Raw genomic sequence first — 15,764 nt, forward strand, 5'->3', positions numbered from 1 at the left:
GGCTGGGTATATTCGAGACGGGCATACTCAGAAGGGACCACCGCGATGGCAGTCGCGGATCACGCTGCCCGAAAAAACTATTGGTTGGCAGTGGGAGCAGGGTGACGTGGGGATATGGGACAACTACGCCACCCAGCACCGCGCCGTCGACGATGGCGAGCATCGGTTGATGCACCGGGTCGCCCTGATCGGCACGGTCAATTGGAAGTTCACTCGGCCACGGCTGTGGGCGACTTTCGAGAAGGGCGAGCCGGTGTGCCTGTCGGTACCGCAGCGGCGCGGCGAGCTCGAGGAATTCGAGCCCAGGATTGTGTCGATCGCCGCGGCTCCCGACGAGTTTCGCATGTCCTACGACGCGTGGCGATCGGGTCGCCGTCACTTCAATGAGGACCTCAAGCGCCCGGGATCGGCCGCGCGGCAGGCCGGCTGGCAGAAGGACTACTTCCGCGGCAAGCTCCCCGACGGGTCGGATTCGGCTTGGTCCGAGGTCTTTCGCGAGATGCTGCGTGCCGCATGAAGCTCGACATCCACCTGCAGACTCACTCCGACATCAGCGTGCACGGCGCGCACCGCTACGTCGCTGCGCCCAAAAGCGAGATCATGCTGCGCTGCGCGCAATCGCTGGTCACGTCGATCAATCACGCCGACGGCGACATTGTGCTGCGGGTGTTCGACGACCACTCCTCCCCCGATGTTCTGCCAACTTTGCATCGGATACTCCAAAAGTGCCGATATCCAGTCGAATTCATCGCCCTCGCCGATCGGGGATACAACGCGTCATGTCTGGCATCCTTCTCCAGGGCCCGCGACGACGCCCGCGAACTCGTCTATTTCGTCGAAGACGACTACCTGCACGGCCCTTCGGCGGTAGCCGAGATGCTCGGCGCCCATCTGTTGTTCCGGGAGCGGCTCGGCGGGCGCGAGGTAGCGCTGCACCCGTACGACGACCCGAGGAATTATTGCAGTCCCATCTTCAGCCGGGAGAACTGCAGCGTCGTGTATGGCACCCACCGGCACTGGCGCACCAACACCCACACCACGAACACGTGCTGGGTGGAAATCGCCACGCTAGAGCGCAATTGGGAGCTGTTCGATCTGCTCGCCCGCTATTCCAGCACGCCGTACGGACAGGAGCACCACATTTTCGAGGCGTCCACGATCAACAGGATCTGGCGAGAGCAGGTCGCTCTGTTCACGCCGATACCGTCGCTGGCACTGCATCTTCAGCACGAAGAGCACAAGGATCCCTATCTGGACTGGGCGCAGTGGTGGCGGGCCGCGGCCTACTGAAGCATCAGCGCTCGCGGCCCTCAAACAGGTCGCAGTAGCGTTGTGACTCAGCGGATTTGAATTGTCGATACCGCTTGAATCGCACCGCGCCGGCCCGCAGCCGGTCGAGAAGTTGCTCGAGTCCGCCGCGCAGGTCGGCGTACTGCTCTTCGAGCACCGCGAGCCGTGCGGCCGGCTCCGCCAAGCGATGTGAATGCGCGATGCGCAGCGTCAGCACGGAGAGCCGATCGACGATGGTGCCGGGGGTCTCGGTGTGTAGCGGCGCAGCCGGGTTCTGCGCGATGCGGTCGAGTAGCGCCACGTCGATGTCCTCGATGGCCGCGTTGCGCCTGGCGTTGATGGCGTCGATGCGACGTTTTCGGTCCGCTATCTCGTGGACACCGACGCCCGGGCGGCGCACCGCGTCTTCGTGGTGCCAGAGGGCGAAATTCATCGCGTGCAGGTCTAGGGCCTTGGCCGCAATGCTGGCCTCGTCCGATGCGGCCGCGGTGTCGTCTTCGTGCCATGCCAGCGCGGTGTCGTGGAACCGGTGTACCGCGCAGAGCAGGTCCTCGGCGGCCGAATCGTCGGATACGTCGGCTCGACCTATGACCTCGGGCCGGACCAGATCTTCCATCGCGCCAAGCACCGCATCGACGGTGATGTCGGCCATGGTGCTCATGTCGACGTGCCGATGTGGCGCGAACCGGAACCCCCACAGCGCCGGGTCGGTCGGGCCGAACAACGCGACTCCGGGCACCGCCGCCAGGTCGGCGGCATGCAGCATCGAGGAATCGACACCCACAAAGAGGTCCGCATTGGCCACCAGACCCATGGTCATATCCAACGGCAGTCCAAGCTTGGGGAAAACGCGGGCTCGCTCGCGCCCGACATTGAGCTCCTCGTGGCCCATCCCGACAACCCACGCCACGAAATTGCGGTGACGCGATAGGAACTCGTCCAGTACCTTGATGAATCGGGTTGCGGGCCAACGCTTCTCGGCCCAGGCTGCGTCGCCGTGCACGACGAGCACCTTGCCCCCGGCGGGCACAGCCGCGCGAACGGCTCGGGCTTCCGCGGCCACGGCCGGCGGGAGGGCCAGCGGCCACGCGTAGTCCTCGATGCGCAGGCCGGGGTCGAAGAAGCGGGCCAACTTGAACGTCAGGTCGGCGGAATGTTGCACGTCTCGCGGGACGACGATGTCGTAGTCGTCGTCGGTAGGGAAGCCGATGCTCGTCGCGGGCGCCATCCGCCGCCACAACGCCCTGATGAAACCGTTCGAGGGGATATCCCAGGGCACGGCGTTGAGGAATACGTCCACGGCGCCGATCTCCGACACCAGGGCGTCGTAGTCGAGGATCCGGGTCGAGGGGGTCGGTCCCACGGGAGGCCCGTACGGTGCCACTCCGGTGATATCGACCAGCCGGGGACTCACCTCGCGGAAACACAGGTCGAAGGTGGCCTTGGGACACATCAGCGTCAGTGGGGCGGTGAACATTTCGGCCAGCGCGCGCAACGTCGGCAACAGCAGCACCGAGTCCCCGATATGGGTGGAGAAGTACACGACGGGATTGCGAGCCGCCAGCAAGCGGCTCAGCACTTCACGATCGGCGGGTGACGAGTGCCCGTCCTGCAGAACTGTCATGTCACTCAACCCGACAAACCTACCTGCTCTGCGACAAGATCTTCCATCGCACCGAGTACCTGCGCGGCGGTGATGTCCGCCATGGTGCTCATCTCGACATGCCGGTGCGGCGCGAATCTGAAGCCCCATGTTGCCGCGCGGGTGGGACCGAACAGGCCGACGCCGGGGACGCGGGCCAGATCGGCAGCATGCAGCATGCTGGAATCGATCCCCACGAAGGCATCGGCACTGGCGACCAGGCCCATGGTCAGATCCAGGGGCAGGCCGAGCTGGGGAAAGATGCGCTCGCGCTCGGGCCCGGCATTCAGTCCCTCGTGTCCCAACCCGACAACCCACGCCACGTAATCGCGGTGCCGCGACAGGAAGCCGTTCAGCACGTCGATGAACTGAGTGATGGGCCAGCGTTTCTCGGTCCAGTTGGTGTCGGCATGCACGACGAGGACCTTGACTCCCGCGGGCACCGCGGCGCGCATCAATTGCGCTTGCCGCTGCGCCTCCGGCGGCACGGGCACCGGCTGCGCGTAATCTTCGATCCGCAGCGTCGGATCGAACAGGCGCGCCAACGCGAACGTTAGGTCGGCCGCATGGCACTGGGCTTTGGGGACCACGACATCGTACCCACCGTCGGATGCGAAGCCGATGCTGGTCGTGGGCGCCAGGTGTTTCCGCAGCGGCCGGATCACGATTTCTGACAATGCATTCCATGGCAAGGTATCGATGAACAGATCGACAGCGCCGATCTCTTCGGCCAACGCCTCGTAATCGACCGGGCGTTCCGGTACTCCGGGTAACGGTGGGGTTCCGGTTAGCGGCAGCCCCGTGATATCGACCAGCCGGGGACTTGTCTCGCCGAAGCACAAGTCGAAGGCGACCTTCGGGCAGATCCACGTGATTGGTTCACTGAACATTTCGCCCAGCGCCCGAGCCGTCGGCAGCGTCAGCATCGCGTCGCCGATATTGGTGACGAAACATACTGCGGGCCTTTCCGCCCGCAACAGGCCCCTGAGATCGCCTCGCTGAAAACTCATCTCGGGCCGCTCAGTGGTAGCCGAAGCGCCGGGCCAGGGCGTCGACGTCGAGCCAGGCGGGATCGTCGGCGTCGATCCGCTCGCGTGGGAATGACTTGGGGCGCAACGGAGACAAGTTGCCGATTTTCCATGGCAGCGCTACGCCCTCCCGGAAGAACTGGTGGTCGCCCGCCGTCGGCGGCGCCGGGTGGGCGAGCGGGGTGGCGAAATCGGAAAAGTTCAGCCCCCACGCACCCAGAACCGCATCGAGCACCGCTGCCGGGCGAGCGGTGAATGCCTCGTAACGCACCGCGACGACTTCGGGTTTCCAGGCCGTCAGCGGCTCGAGGCAGCGCCACACCAGGGTCAGAGCTTCGGTCACGGTGTCGGCGATCCAGAAATCAGTGTCGGCACGCATGGGCGAATCTCGATGCAGCAGACAGGAATTCACGATGTCTCGCGGATCTCGCAGGACGAACAGAATTATCGACTCCGGGAAGATGCGGCGCACGGTAGCCAGTTCGGTCGCATACCTGGGGTTCTTCTCGCCCCAAATCCGGTGCGGGTGGGCGAGCTCGGTCATGGTCGCGCGCAGAGCGACGGCAGGGTCGCTGGTTTCCCGGGCTCGTTGCTGGTAGGCCTCGTACATTCCGCGCTCGAGGAGGAATGCACCCAGTGTGCCGACGGCCAGCCCCCGGTCGACGTGGATCAGATCGATCTCGTCGAAGATCTCGATGTCGCCGTGGCGGTTGAGAAATTGGGTGACAATCGTCATCCCGGACCTCGGCGGCCCCACCACGAACAGCTGCACGACTCGACCGCGCTCGCCTGTCAGCCCGCGGTGCTGAGGTGCCGCGACTACTCGCCGACGATTTGCGCCATGGACTGGACAATCCCGGCCAGCGCTTCGAAAGTCGCCCCGTACATGGCCTCGTTGGCTGCCGTCGCCTTGGCTTGGGCCCTGGACAACGCCTCGTTGATGCGATCCTCCACCTTGTCGGCTCCCAGTCGCAGCAGGCCGTCCTCGATGCACACCTGCGTGATGCACATGTCCCCGTTGGTGACCACTTCGACCGTCTCGGTGTCGTCCTTGGCGGTAAAGGATCCGGTGCCCTTCGCCTTCAGCGCGCCCTCGAGGACGTCGTTGAATTTCTTCATCTCGTCCAGAGCGGCGATGGCCTGCGGATGCCCGTCGAATTCCACTGCAGTGGTCCTTACTGTGGGGGATAGCCTGTCTTAGTCTAAAGCGCCTGCTGCCCCAGCGGCGACACCAATTTGCCTGTTGCCCCGCGGACCCCCGGTGGGTGAACGGAAGTTGAACGCGCCGAAAACCCGGGCCGCCAAGCTTTTCCCGGACGGTCCGCGCCCTACGAGCCTTCTCCCCTACCGGGCAGCGCAGCCTGATAACCCGCTTCCCCGGATGCGGTGACCGGACGGATCGGCAGCTGGCGATGCCGGGGAGTGCTGATGAGGTTGTGCCGCAGTATCACCGGGTCGACACCGGCGTGCCGGCCCAGGTATGTCGTCGCATTCGGCCACGACACCTTCGCCTCCGGCCCGATCTGCGCTCCGATCAAGGTGGCGAACTCCTGGAAATGTGGTCCCAGGGTGACGATCCCGCCGGCAGCCGCCGCCCGGACGGCGAACTGGGTGAACGCCCTAGCGTCGCCGAGGTTGAGGCTCGCGTCGACGTCGTCGAACGGCATGTAGACCGAGTACTGGCTCGACGTTTCGCCCACCAGCACGCCCGCCGATCCGATCGGCAGCTGCCAGTGGCGGCCCGAGACGCGGGTCTGGCCTTGCAGCGCGGCACGCTGGCCACCCGAGACCCGGGAAAACCCGCGTGGCCGTTTCGGCTTCGTCGCCGTCGTCAACAACACCGTGGACTGCGGCGCGCTCCCGGAACGGATCCGCACCCGGGTAATGGTGTGATCGGCGGGCACCGACCACCACACGTCCGGGCCGCCGGGGGCGGTGTAGGCGGTGGTGAAGTTGTCGTGGCCCTTGATTTTCGACCACTGCTCCCGGTCGAAGCTGATCTCCGTCGCATGGTCGAAATCGTCAAAGCTGCGCGCGCACACCGCGTCCACACCGTGGCCGGCGAGTCGGTCGGCGATCCGTGTGGTCGACGCCACCAGGTATCGGGCCAGCCCCGTGACGCCGTTGGCGCGCCGGCGAGCCGACTTGCGGGCACGCTGCGGATCCGCGCGTAGCACGACCCACGTCCGCCGGTACGCCGGGGCCGGGTCTCGCCCGATCAGCCCCTGGTACAGGCTCACCACTTCCGGCGGCGCGGTCCTGCCGACCCGGTAGCCGGCCGAAACGACATCGACTTCCAGGTCGGGGCAATGCACGGACAACAGTTGCTCCAGCAACCGCGTGTCGACGACATCGTCGGTCTGGGCCTTGCCGTCGACGATGACCGTGGGCGTGAAGGGCCTCGGGATCAGTTCGATGATCGCGACCAGTTCCTTGCCCTGCCAGCGCACGGCCACGTGATCGCCCGGCTGCACGGTGGCACCGACGTCGGGCTCCGATGGGGGTTGCGGGGGTCTGCGGTGCCGGACCAGCCAAGCGAACATCGCCGCAACCCAACCGGTGATGCGCCGGCCCCGATAGGCGACCGTGGCAACGAGGGCGCCCACCGCCACGAGTGCCGGCCCCGCCCACTCGTAGTGAGTCCGGTAAAACAGCAGCAGACACAGCGGGGCCAGCGCCGCCGCCCACAGCGCGTGGCCGCTGGTGAACCGTAGTTGTAGCGACCTCATGGTCCTCAGCGCCGTCTCAAGGCTCGTCCGACCAGGGCGGCAAGTCCCAGCGCAGCGGTCAGGCCCAGCACCGCCAACGCGACACCGTTGATCGGGCCATGATCCGGGCCCGGCAGCGGCATCGGCGGCTGAATCCGGTTGACCGGAAACGACTTTGGTTGAGCCGGGCCGAGGGGGACGTCCCAGGTGAGTGCCGCGACCGCGTCGATGGTTCCCGCGCCCACCGCGTCGTCGACCTCGCCCCCGGGGTGACGCGCGGTGTAGGCGATCCGGTTCATCACCTGCGCCGGCGTCAAATCCGGAAACCGTTGCCGCACCAGCGCCGCCACCCCGGAAACGTACGCCGCCGCGAAAGACGTGCCGGCGATCGGCACCGGACCCTCCTTGCCCGGCAGGGCATCCACGGGTTCACCGAGTGGTCCGAGGGCGATGATGTTGTCCGCGGGCGCCGCCACGCTGACCCAGGGCCCGTGCATCGAGAACTCGCTGGGTGCCCCGTTTTGGCCGACACCTCCGACTGTCAGCACCAGCGGTGCGTACCAGGCCGGCGTGACGATGGTCTGGACCCCCAGCCAGCCGCGCGGGTCGGAGGCGATCGACGGATCCGGCGGCGGGTTCTGCGCGCAATCGCCGCCGACATTGCCGGCCGCCACGACGACGACCGCGCCCTTGACATTGACCGCGTAATTGAGGGCTGCCCCCAGGGTTGACTCGTCGACCGGTTTTTTGACTTTGAAGCACGCGGCTTCGCTGATGTTGATCACGCCCACCCCGAGATTGGCGGCGTGCACCACGGCGCGGGCCAGGCTGCGGACGGAACCGGCGGCCGGCGTCGCGTTAGGGTCGGCCTGGGCGTTGTTCTGCGTGTCCTTCGGCTCGAAGGCTTCCGACGTCTGACGCACCGAAACCACTCGCGCGCCCGGCGCGACGCCGACGAATCCGTCGGTGATCGAGGGCCGCGTGGCGATGATGGACGCAGTGAGCGTCCCGTGCGAGTCGCAGTCGGACAGGCCGTTGCCGTCCGGCACGACGAAATCGCCGCCGGGTTCAGCCGGAACCCGCGGTGAAACGTCCACGCCGGTGTCGATCACGGCGACCGTGACGCCGGCCCCGGTCGCGAACCTCTGGGCTTGGGTGATGCCCAGGTAGGTGTTCGGCCACGGTGGGTCGTGAAAATTGGTGCCGGGCAACGTCAGCGGCGCCTTACACACCCGCTTTTGCTCCAACGGCTGGTCGGGGCCGGTGACGTCGGGCGGCATCGCGCCGGGATCGATCGTGGGCGGGGCGACCGCCGACGCCGGCGGAGCGCTCAGCAGGACCAGGCTCAGCGCCACCGTGATCAGGAAGATACGGTGCACCGCAGGTCGCTCCATTCGTTAAGCCGCAGTCCGCATCGCGGGCCCGGGTGCATCTTAAACATTCCGCACGCTCGCGCAGTCGACTCTGAATTCCGGGTAAATGGATGACAAAGAATAGCCGACGCGAGGGCTTTGGGCCCCGCCGCCCAGCAGCGCTCACAGCGCTATCGGCACATGCTTTTCGGCGCACGCATCCTTCACCGCGGCGACCACGTCCGGGGTGCGCAGCGTCTGCAAGTCCTCGACCGTCACCGAATCCTTGTCGGTGCGATGCTGGGCGGCCACCCGCGAGTCGCGCAACCGCTCCGCGCGTTCCACCACGTTGCGGGCGAACCGCCCGTTCTGCATGATGTCGACGCCGTGCGTTCCGTCGGGCGCGCGGAAGGCGCGCAACGTCGCCGACGCCGTCTTTAGCACCTCGGCGGCGGCCGGCTCCAACACGGTCGCGCGCGGCTTGCCGTACCGGATCGCGATCTCGACCAGTTCGCCGGGCGTGTAGGACTCGAACCGCAGCTTGCGGTTGAATCGGCCCGCCAAGCCGGGGTTCACGGTGAGGAATTCGTCGACTTCCTTCTCGTATCCGGCTCCGATGAAGCAGAAGTCGAACCGGTGCACCTCGAGGGCCACCAACAGCTGGTTGACGGCCTCCATGCCGATCATGTCCGGCCGGCCGTCCTGGTGGCGCTCCACCAGCGAGTAGAACTCGTCCATGAACAGGATGCGGCCCAGCGAGCGATTGATCAGTTCGTTGGTCTTCGGGCCCGATGCCCCGATGTGCTCCCCGCAGAAGTCGGCGCGCTTGACCTCGACGATCTCCGGGTGGCGCACGATACCGAGCCCGGCATAGATCTTGCCCAGCGCTTCCGCAGTGGTGGTTTTGCCGGTCCCGGGCGGACCGACCAGCAGCATGTGGTTGGTCTGGTTGGCCACCGGCAGGCCGGCCGCCAGGCGCAGCGCCCGCACCTCGATCTGGTCTTCCAGCTCGGCGACGGCCCGTTTGACCTCGGTCAGCCCGACCTGGTGGTCAAGCAACGCGCGGCCCTCCTGCAGCAGTTCGCCGCGCCGCTCCTTGTGTTCCTCCTCCGCCCGCTGCTGCTCCGACAGCTCGGTGGCCACATCCCATTTGTTGGTGCGGGTCTTGATGGCGTCCTCGTCGGTGACCACCAGCTGCAGCTGAGGATCGGCGAGCGCTTGCTTGGCCGGCTCGATCAGGGCGCCGTTGATCGTCGCCTTGGACAGCCAGACCTGCGCCTTGGCCTCGTCGCCGAGCTGACGGTGCGCCATCCCGCGCACGTAGGCGAGGTCGGCCGCGATCAACGGGAAGTCATTGGGATCGATGGCGGTGACGGCGGTCTCGAGCTGCTGGCGGCGCGACTCGGTCGGGCCCCCGTATCCGCTGCGCAGCTCGACGCGATCGGTCCATTCGAGTGCGACGCGCGCCTGACCGAGATGCGCCGCGGCGTGCGCCGCCAGCGTGCAGGTCGCGGCGGTGACCGCCGACATGATGATGGCTTGCGGCGGCAGGATGGCCGCGGCAACCGAGATGACGTCCGGCCAGCGCTGCGTGGCGAACATCAGGTATGCGTCGATGTACTGCTTCCACTGGTGGTTCTCCCAGGTGTCCAGCAGCGACGAATCCCCCAGCAGCGCTTCGGCTTTCTCGTACTGCCGATTGTCGATGAGCGCACTCGCCAGCGCCAGGCCGGCGTGCGATGCCTCGGTCACCGAGATGGACAGGTACGGTCCCGCCTTGATCGGCGCCGACAGGCGCGCGCCGATGCGGTTGGTCTCCCGGTGCAGCCGGGAGCCGTATTCGTAGAGCTGGCGCACGGTCTCCAGCGATTCGTCACCCGCGGCAATCCGTCCCAGCCACGCGTCGGCCATCGACGGATCGATCTGCGTCGCCTCCCGAAATCGCGCCACAGCGGAGTCCGTATCGCTGTCGAGCAAGGCCATCGCCTGGTCGAAAGACTTGCGCGCGGCGGCAGGTGTCGTGCTGCTGGTCATGGTGTGTCAACTGCTTCCAGCTCAGAAGTTCGCAGAACCATCGGTTCCGACGATACGTAGCGATTCTCGGCGCGGAACAGCTCCACCTCCACGAGATGGACGCAGCCGGCGGCCCGCACCTCCACCGTCGCCGGACCCGTCTGCGTGATCAACACATTCGCCGTCCCCCGGTACGGCTCGCCCGGCCCACCCACCGAAATCAGCGTATTCGGCCGCGGCGCCGGAGACAGGGTTCCGTCCACCACGCTGACCGTAGTGCCGGACACCGGCTTGGCCTGACCAGTGACGGCGATATCCGGCATCCGAACGCTGTTCCACCGCTTCAGGTTTCGAGTGTGCACCGTGATCCGCTCGCCGGCACCGGCCAGCCGGATCACGAACCGCTTGGCCAGGGCGTCCTCGGCCGCGATGTGCACCCGGCTGAATTCGCTGGCGTCGTCCAAGGGCAGCAGCATCCGGTTGCCACCGGCGACCTTGCCGAGCAACACACCCGACGGCCCGATCGGCACCACGAGCGGACGCTGCAGCGCCCCGCGCCGGATGCCGCGCAGCGACGGCAGGGGGCCGCAGAGGTTGGCCGCCAGCGCCTGCGCCTGCTCGCCCCGCAGCGGCCGCAGCATCAGGTTCAGCGGAGCCGTCGGCGGCTGGGCAGTGCGCACCGTCACGGTCGCCGTGGCCGTCTTGTCGCCGAAAAGCGTGACATTCTGGATGATCCCGTCCGCGCGCGCCGACCAGGCCTGTGCCAGGGTCTCCGCGGTGATGTCGGCGGGCCGGTACCAGTAAGTGGTCAGCCATCCCGTTTCGCCGCGCACCGAGCGCCACCGCCTGCCGGAGTCCTCCAGCGCGGATCGGCCCAGGCGCCGCTCCATCTCCACGATGTCGGTAGCGGTGGCCACCTTCGCGCGCACGCCGTGCTGGCGCATGGCCGCGCTGATGCGCTGGGCCGCAGCAAGGGTCGCGGTGCCGACCGACGTACGCCCCTGCAGTGCCTCCGCGTTTTCCAGCGCCGACGTCCGCACGATAAGCCAAGTCTCGCGCTGTCCGGCATACGGTGGCGTGCCGATCAGCGTGTCGTACACCCGCGGGTAGTCACCCGTGCTGCGCCGGCGCGCCCCCGCGGAAACGACGCTGATCGAACCCAGCCGCAGGCCGAGGCTATGCCGCAGCAGCGGAAACAGTTCGGTCAGGTCGAACGAGTTCTCGGTGTACGTCGCCGTGGACCCGGTGAAAAGCGTTGGTGTGTGCGCCTTTCCGAACAGCTGCACGGCGGCCACCGCGACGCCGTCCTGGTACCGGATGCCGCCGCCGGCGCGGTCGTTGGCGACGGTGAGCGGTTCGGTCCAGGTGATCGGGCGATGCCGGCGGAACCACAGGATCAACCACGACCACAGCGGCTGCCCTCGCCAGCGGACGACGCCGAAGAGTAGCCCGAGCACCAAACCCATTGTGAGGCCGAGGTAGTGGCCGAACGCCCAGCCGGCGAGGGCGGCGGCGAAGATGCCGACGATGATCGTCAGTTTCGTCCCGGTGCTCATCGTTCCCGCCGTGCCCGGACGATCAGTGAGACCACCGCGATCGCGCCCGCCACGATGCCGGCGAACACCAACGCCACGTTGCGGGCGCGATGATCGGGCGGTGGGGGCGGCGGCAGCGGGTGTAACACGCGACTGGCCGCCGCGGGCGGAAGCCGTTCGCCCGCAGGCACATCGAAGGTCAGCGCGGCAACCGGATCAACGACGCCGTAGCCGACCTGGTTGTCCACCCCCCGCGGCGGGTTGTGTGCGGTCTGCAGAATCCGATTGACGATCTGATGTGCGGACAGGGCCGGATACTTGGCCCGCACCAGCGCTGCGACCCCGCTGACATAGGCCGCGGAGAAGCTGGTGCCCCAGAACGGCATGTTCTTCTCCCCGGGGCGAACCGGCGGATAGGCATTGACCGGTCCCCCGGACTCCGGGGACAAACCCATGATCCCTACGCCGGGGGCGGCGGCCGCGACCCACGGTCCGGCCAGGCTCTTGCTGATCGGGGCGCCGGTGTTGTCGACGGCGCCCACCGAAAGCACGTAGTCGGAGAACCACGACGGCGACGACACCGTCTTGACCTGATGCCAGTCGCGCGGGTCCGAGGCGTTCAGCGGGTCGAACGACGGGTTTTGCGCGCAGCCGTCCTCGCTGTCATTGCCCGCGGCGGCGACGATCACGGCGTCTTTGACGGTGGCGGCATACCACACGGCGGCGCCGATGGCGCCCTGATCCAGCGGGTCGGCTGCCGAAACACAGGCTGTCACACTGACATTGATGACCTTGGCGCCCATGTTGGCGGCGTGGACGATGGCACTGGCCAGCGTGGCGATGGTGCCGGCCTTCTTGCGTCCCTCCGAGTCACCGCCGCTGGGATTGACCGGTTCGAAGGCCCGCGAGGACTGCCGGACGGAGATGATGACGGCGTGCGGCGCGACGCCGGCGACTCCGTCGGGGGCGCCCGCGGGCGGCGGCGGCACCTCGGGGTCGTCGGGCTGCCCGGGCACGGGGTCACCCGGGCCGTTGGACGGCGCGTCCGGCGGGGGTGGCGGGGGCTCGACGGTCTGGGTGATCGTCACCGGTGAGGGCGGCGGCGGGGGTGCGGGCGGGGGCGGGGCGCCGCCCGGTGGCGGCGGCGCGGCGTCGGTCGGGGGCGGTCCCGCGGGCGGCGGGAACGCCGGGGCACTCGGCATCGGCGCGGGCATCGGCATCCCTTGCGGCGCAGCGCCGATGAGCGACGCGACAACGGTTCCGTGCGCGTCGCAGTCGGATAGACCGTCGCCGCCCATGATGTAGTCGCCGCCGGCGACGACCGGCAGCCGCCGGCTGGGATTGATGCCGGTGTCGATCACGGCGACCGGGACTCCGTTACCCGTCGAGTACTGCCAGGCCTTGCCGAGGTTCAGCATCGTGAAGCCCGGCGCGGTCAGGCCGACGTTCGGGTCGGCGACGGTGATCGTCCGCGCGCAGGCGAAGGCCTGCCGCATCGGCTGATCGGAGGCCGGCTTGCCGTCCGCCGGCACGCGTCCGGGATCGACAGTCGGCGGGGGAATCGCGTGCGCCGCGGGAAGGCTCGCGACCAACACGACGAGCAGACCCGTCAGCCCCAGCGCGGCGGCGCGCTGCGTCGCGGCCAGTAGCGCACCGCGGGCCGCGTCAGCTATCCGGTTCATCGCATGCGTACCCAGGTGAACAAACCACCGATCCAGGCGGCCAGCGGCAACGCCGCGATGATGGCCGCGATCTCCACCCATTCGGCGATCATCCGCACCAGTGGAGTGAACCGCGTGACGGGTACCAGCAGCGCCGCAACCAGGCCGGCGCCGCCGAATCCGGCCAAGACCAGTGCGCCCCACAGCACCGAATACCCCGCCGAGGCAGGTTCGTGCACAACGTATTTCACCACGCCGACGCACAGCGCGGCGGACGCGCCACACACCAGCGCAGCGGCCTGACGCCGGTCGGCGAACGCCCGTCCGCGGCTGATGAAGATCAGCACGAACAGCCCGGCCAGCACCGCGGCCGCCATGCTCCGATCGCGGCCGGGCATCAGGGTCGCCCACACCGCGGCGGGCAGCGCCAGGGCCGCACCCACGCAGATCCCGGTCAGGATGTTGTTGGCGCGGACCGCTGCGATCGCGATCTGCGCGCCGCGCGGCGTGGTGTCCGAATTCGCTTCCTCGTCGGCGCCCTCCTCGACGGGGGTCACCGCGTCGGCCGGCAGACCGACGCTGCGGCGGAACAGATCTCGGCCGGTGATCGAGCCGAAGTAGGGCGGCCGGATCCGCGCGACCCACAGTGCAATCGTCGGGGCCATAGTCAGTAACAGGAGCAGCGCGACCAGGGCGCACATCCCGAGCCACTGCGCGGGCACCGGCCACCACATTCGGGCCCCGGAGATCGCCCCGCCCAACCCGAGCAGCGTCACGACGGTCGCGGCAACGTTGGCGTTCCTGCCCGTCGCCGTGGCCAGCCCACACGTGAGGACGGCACCCATCAGCGCCGCGATGAACACGTGGGCGGCCCCGAGGTGCCCGGGCGCGTTGGCCGCGGCGCTCGTGGTCAGCAACGGCACCGCGGTCCAGCCGAGGCCGTCCACCATGTCGGTGCGACCCGGCCACCACCGCCACACCGCGAACGCGCCCCCGGCGACCAGCAGGCCGGCCACGCCCGTCACGATGGTGGGCAGCAGCGAATCGCTCGCAAAGCGCTGGCGCACAGCCAATCCCAGCACGGTCGTCAGCACTAGCCCGAGAATGAACAGGGCGGTGTGGGCGGCGGTCCGCAGGGTGACCGGCTCGAACAGCGTCTTGCCGACCCGGGCCAGGCCGGTGGACAACGACTCGTACTGGGGCTCGAACGATTCGCCGTCGATCACCGGAACCAGGGTGAGTGTGGCACCGTCCTCGACGCCGAGTTCGTCCAGCGTCTTGGTGACGTCCAGCCGCACCCCGTTGGCCTTGTGCAATTCGTATCCCACACCGGACTCGAGCCCGGTGAACCCGCGCCGCTTGAGTTCGTCGTTAAGCAGCTCGACGACGTTGTCGAGGAAGGCCTCGATCGGCACCGAGGCGGGATATACCTGGGAAACCAGATGTTCTCCACAAACGACCGCAACCGCACAACGAGCCGGAAACGATACCTTCGCCATTAGCGCGGCCTGTCGGCATCTGGAATGTACTTGTCGGCCAAGGCCGCGGTGATTTCAAACAGCCGCAACCGCGTCTTCTTCTTCAACTCGTGGCGTGTGTCGATGATCCCGCCCTTGGCGAGGTACGGGTCGTAGGGCATGAATTCCACGGTCGCACCTGACTGCGCGAAACGTTCGGTCAGATAGGCGCGCGCCTCGGCGTCGTACTTGTCGCGGCTGTCATTCAAGATGACCATGCTGCGCGACACCACTTCGTGGTAGCCCATCGACCGCAGCAGGTCGATCGACCGGGTGACCGGCAGGGAGGTGTCCGCCGTCAGGCCGGACACGAAAACCAGTGTGTCGCAGGCGTCGAGCACCGCCTTCATCACGGGGTGCTCGAGGTCGTCGGAGGTGTCCACCACGATCACGGTGTGCGTGCGGCGCAGCCGCGACAGCACGCCGGCGAACATGGAAGCAACCAGCGGCCGCGGCTGGTCCGAGGTGCGGTTGCCGGCCAGCACATCCAAGCCAAGACTGTTCTGCCCCAGGTGTTCTCGGATATCCGCATAGCCCTGGACGTCGGTGTCGTTGAGTACCGCCGCGTAGTCGCCCGGCGGCGACTCGTCGATCCGACCGGCCAGGGTTCCGAAGCCGGGCGCCGCGTCGATGGCGACCACGTTCTCGGGCCGGCATTCGCGGAACACCGCACCGATGCACGCGGTCATGGTGGTCTTGCCGACACCGCCTTTGCCCGATACGACGCCGATCACATACTGCTTGCGGATGTGGCGCCGGATGCGCTCCTGCAGCTCTCGATAATGGCGTTCGCCGGGCGATTCGCCGAAGTTAACGGCATGGAATGTCGTCTGATACAGGAACTTTCGCCAACCACCGCCGGGTGGGATTTTGCGGGGCGCGACCATGTCGGAGATGCGCAACGTCCCCGATACGGAGCCTTGGGTTTGGTAGCCAGCGCCGGTCGGTTCTCGCCTGGTGGGCCCACCCTGTTCTGCGGGATTGGACGCGCCCGTCCACGGGTTCGTCACGATGCCGA

At 67.6% G+C, this 15,764-nt stretch carries 13 protein-coding genes and 1 pseudogene; 3 read left to right on the top strand and 11 right to left on the bottom strand.

Annotation, left to right across the window (positions count from 1 at the left end):
* Window positions 1–49: 49 nt before the first annotated feature.
* From MSG_RS25785 to MSG_RS24550, 3 genes and pseudogenes are all read left to right on the top strand, one after another.
* Window positions 50–199 (top strand): annotated as a pseudogene (locus MSG_RS25785) (TauD/TfdA family dioxygenase); the annotation flags it as partial.
* On the top strand, window positions 188–517 hold the full coding sequence (locus MSG_RS25040; protein WP_373421174.1) for a DUF6065 family protein: 330 nt from the start codon (window positions 188–190) through the stop codon (window positions 515–517). The pseudogene MSG_RS25785 and the gene MSG_RS25040, both read left to right, overlap by 12 nt.
* Window positions 514–1,290, top strand: a complete 777-nt coding sequence (locus tag MSG_RS24550; RefSeq protein WP_096443789.1) for a hypothetical protein — start codon at window positions 514–516, stop codon at window positions 1,288–1,290. Before MSG_RS25040 ends, MSG_RS24550 begins: the two co-directional genes overlap by 4 nt.
* A 4-nt stretch (window positions 1,291–1,294) precedes the next feature.
* Here MSG_RS24550 and MSG_RS24555 read toward each other — a convergent pair whose 3' ends face one another.
* The 11 genes from MSG_RS24555 to MSG_RS24605 form a co-directional block, all read right to left on the bottom strand.
* Window positions 1,295–2,914, bottom strand: coding sequence for a DUF4254 domain-containing protein (locus MSG_RS24555; protein WP_170063183.1), 1,620 nt, complete (start codon window positions 2,912–2,914; stop codon window positions 1,295–1,297).
* 5 nt (window positions 2,915–2,919) lie between these two features.
* On the bottom strand, window positions 2,920–3,858 hold the full coding sequence (locus MSG_RS24560) for a glycosyltransferase family 9 protein (protein WP_162899282.1): 939 nt from the start codon (window positions 3,856–3,858) through the stop codon (window positions 2,920–2,922).
* A gap of 94 nt (window positions 3,859–3,952) precedes the next feature.
* A complete protein-coding gene (locus MSG_RS24565) occupies window positions 3,953–4,732 on the bottom strand; it encodes a sulfotransferase family protein (protein WP_096443795.1) in 780 nt (259 codons plus the stop codon).
* 47 nt (window positions 4,733–4,779) lie between these two features.
* Window positions 4,780–5,124, bottom strand: a complete 345-nt coding sequence (locus tag MSG_RS24570; protein WP_232011126.1) for a YbaB/EbfC family nucleoid-associated protein — start codon at window positions 5,122–5,124, stop codon at window positions 4,780–4,782.
* 164 nt (window positions 5,125–5,288) lie between these two features.
* Window positions 5,289–6,689 carry a type VII secretion protein EccE gene (eccE, locus tag MSG_RS24575; RefSeq protein ID WP_096443797.1) on the bottom strand — a complete coding sequence of 467 codons (1,401 nt, stop codon included), beginning with the start codon at window positions 6,687–6,689 and terminating at the stop codon, window positions 5,289–5,291.
* Window positions 6,690–6,694: 5 nt separating this feature from the next.
* The gene (gene mycP / locus MSG_RS24580; protein WP_096443798.1) at window positions 6,695–8,047 is read right to left on the bottom strand and encodes a type VII secretion-associated serine protease mycosin; all 1,353 of its coding nucleotides are present in this window, start codon (window positions 8,045–8,047) and stop codon (window positions 6,695–6,697) included.
* A gap of 156 nt (window positions 8,048–8,203) precedes the next feature.
* A complete protein-coding gene (gene eccA, locus MSG_RS24585) occupies window positions 8,204–10,054 on the bottom strand; it encodes a type VII secretion AAA-ATPase EccA (protein ID WP_096443800.1) in 1,851 nt (616 codons plus the stop codon).
* The gene (gene eccE, locus MSG_RS24590; protein WP_096443802.1) at window positions 10,051–11,589 is read right to left on the bottom strand and encodes a type VII secretion protein EccE; all 1,539 of its coding nucleotides are present in this window, start codon (window positions 11,587–11,589) and stop codon (window positions 10,051–10,053) included. The genes eccA and eccE (MSG_RS24590) overlap by 4 nt, the downstream gene beginning before the upstream one ends.
* Window positions 11,586–13,250 (bottom strand): type VII secretion-associated serine protease mycosin, encoded by a 1,665-nt coding sequence (mycP, locus tag MSG_RS24595; RefSeq protein WP_096443804.1) that lies wholly within the window; start codon window positions 13,248–13,250, stop codon window positions 11,586–11,588. Before mycP (MSG_RS24595) ends, eccE (MSG_RS24590) begins: the two co-directional genes overlap by 4 nt.
* Complete coding sequence (gene eccD, locus MSG_RS24600; protein WP_096443806.1) at window positions 13,247–14,728, bottom strand: type VII secretion integral membrane protein EccD; 1,482 nt, start codon at window positions 14,726–14,728, stop codon at window positions 13,247–13,249. The genes mycP (MSG_RS24595) and eccD overlap by 4 nt, the downstream gene beginning before the upstream one ends.
* Entirely contained in the window at window positions 14,728–15,756 is a 1,029-nt protein-coding gene (locus MSG_RS24605) for a MinD/ParA family ATP-binding protein (RefSeq protein WP_181159195.1), read from the bottom strand. The genes eccD and MSG_RS24605 overlap by 1 nt, the downstream gene beginning before the upstream one ends.
* Window positions 15,757–15,764: the final 8 nt, after the last annotated feature.

The organism is Mycobacterium shigaense, from assembly GCF_002356315.1.
Classification (GTDB): domain Bacteria; phylum Actinomycetota; class Actinomycetes; order Mycobacteriales; family Mycobacteriaceae; genus Mycobacterium; species Mycobacterium shigaense.

Excerpts from the sequence above, each read along its gene's own strand:
- eccD (WP_096443806.1), bottom strand. The coding sequence starts at position 14,728 with ATGGCGAAGGTATCGTTTCCGGCTCGTTGTGCGGTTGCGGTCGTTTGT.
- eccE (WP_096443797.1), bottom strand. The coding sequence starts at position 6,689 with ATGAGGTCGCTACAACTACGGTTCACCAGCGGCCACGCGCTGTGGGCG.
- eccE (WP_096443802.1), bottom strand. The coding sequence starts at position 11,589 with ATGAGCACCGGGACGAAACTGACGATCATCGTCGGCATCTTCGCCGCC.
- mycP (WP_096443804.1), bottom strand. The coding sequence starts at position 13,250 with ATGAACCGGATAGCTGACGCGGCCCGCGGTGCGCTACTGGCCGCGACG.
- MSG_RS24550 (WP_096443789.1), top strand. The coding sequence starts at position 514 with ATGAAGCTCGACATCCACCTGCAGACTCACTCCGACATCAGCGTGCAC.
- eccA (WP_096443800.1), bottom strand. The coding sequence starts at position 10,054 with ATGACCAGCAGCACGACACCTGCCGCCGCGCGCAAGTCTTTCGACCAG.
- MSG_RS24555 (WP_170063183.1), bottom strand. The coding sequence starts at position 2,914 with ATGACAGTTCTGCAGGACGGGCACTCGTCACCCGCCGATCGTGAAGTG.
- MSG_RS24560 (WP_162899282.1), bottom strand. The coding sequence starts at position 3,858 with ATGCTGACGCTGCCGACGGCTCGGGCGCTGGGCGAAATGTTCAGTGAA.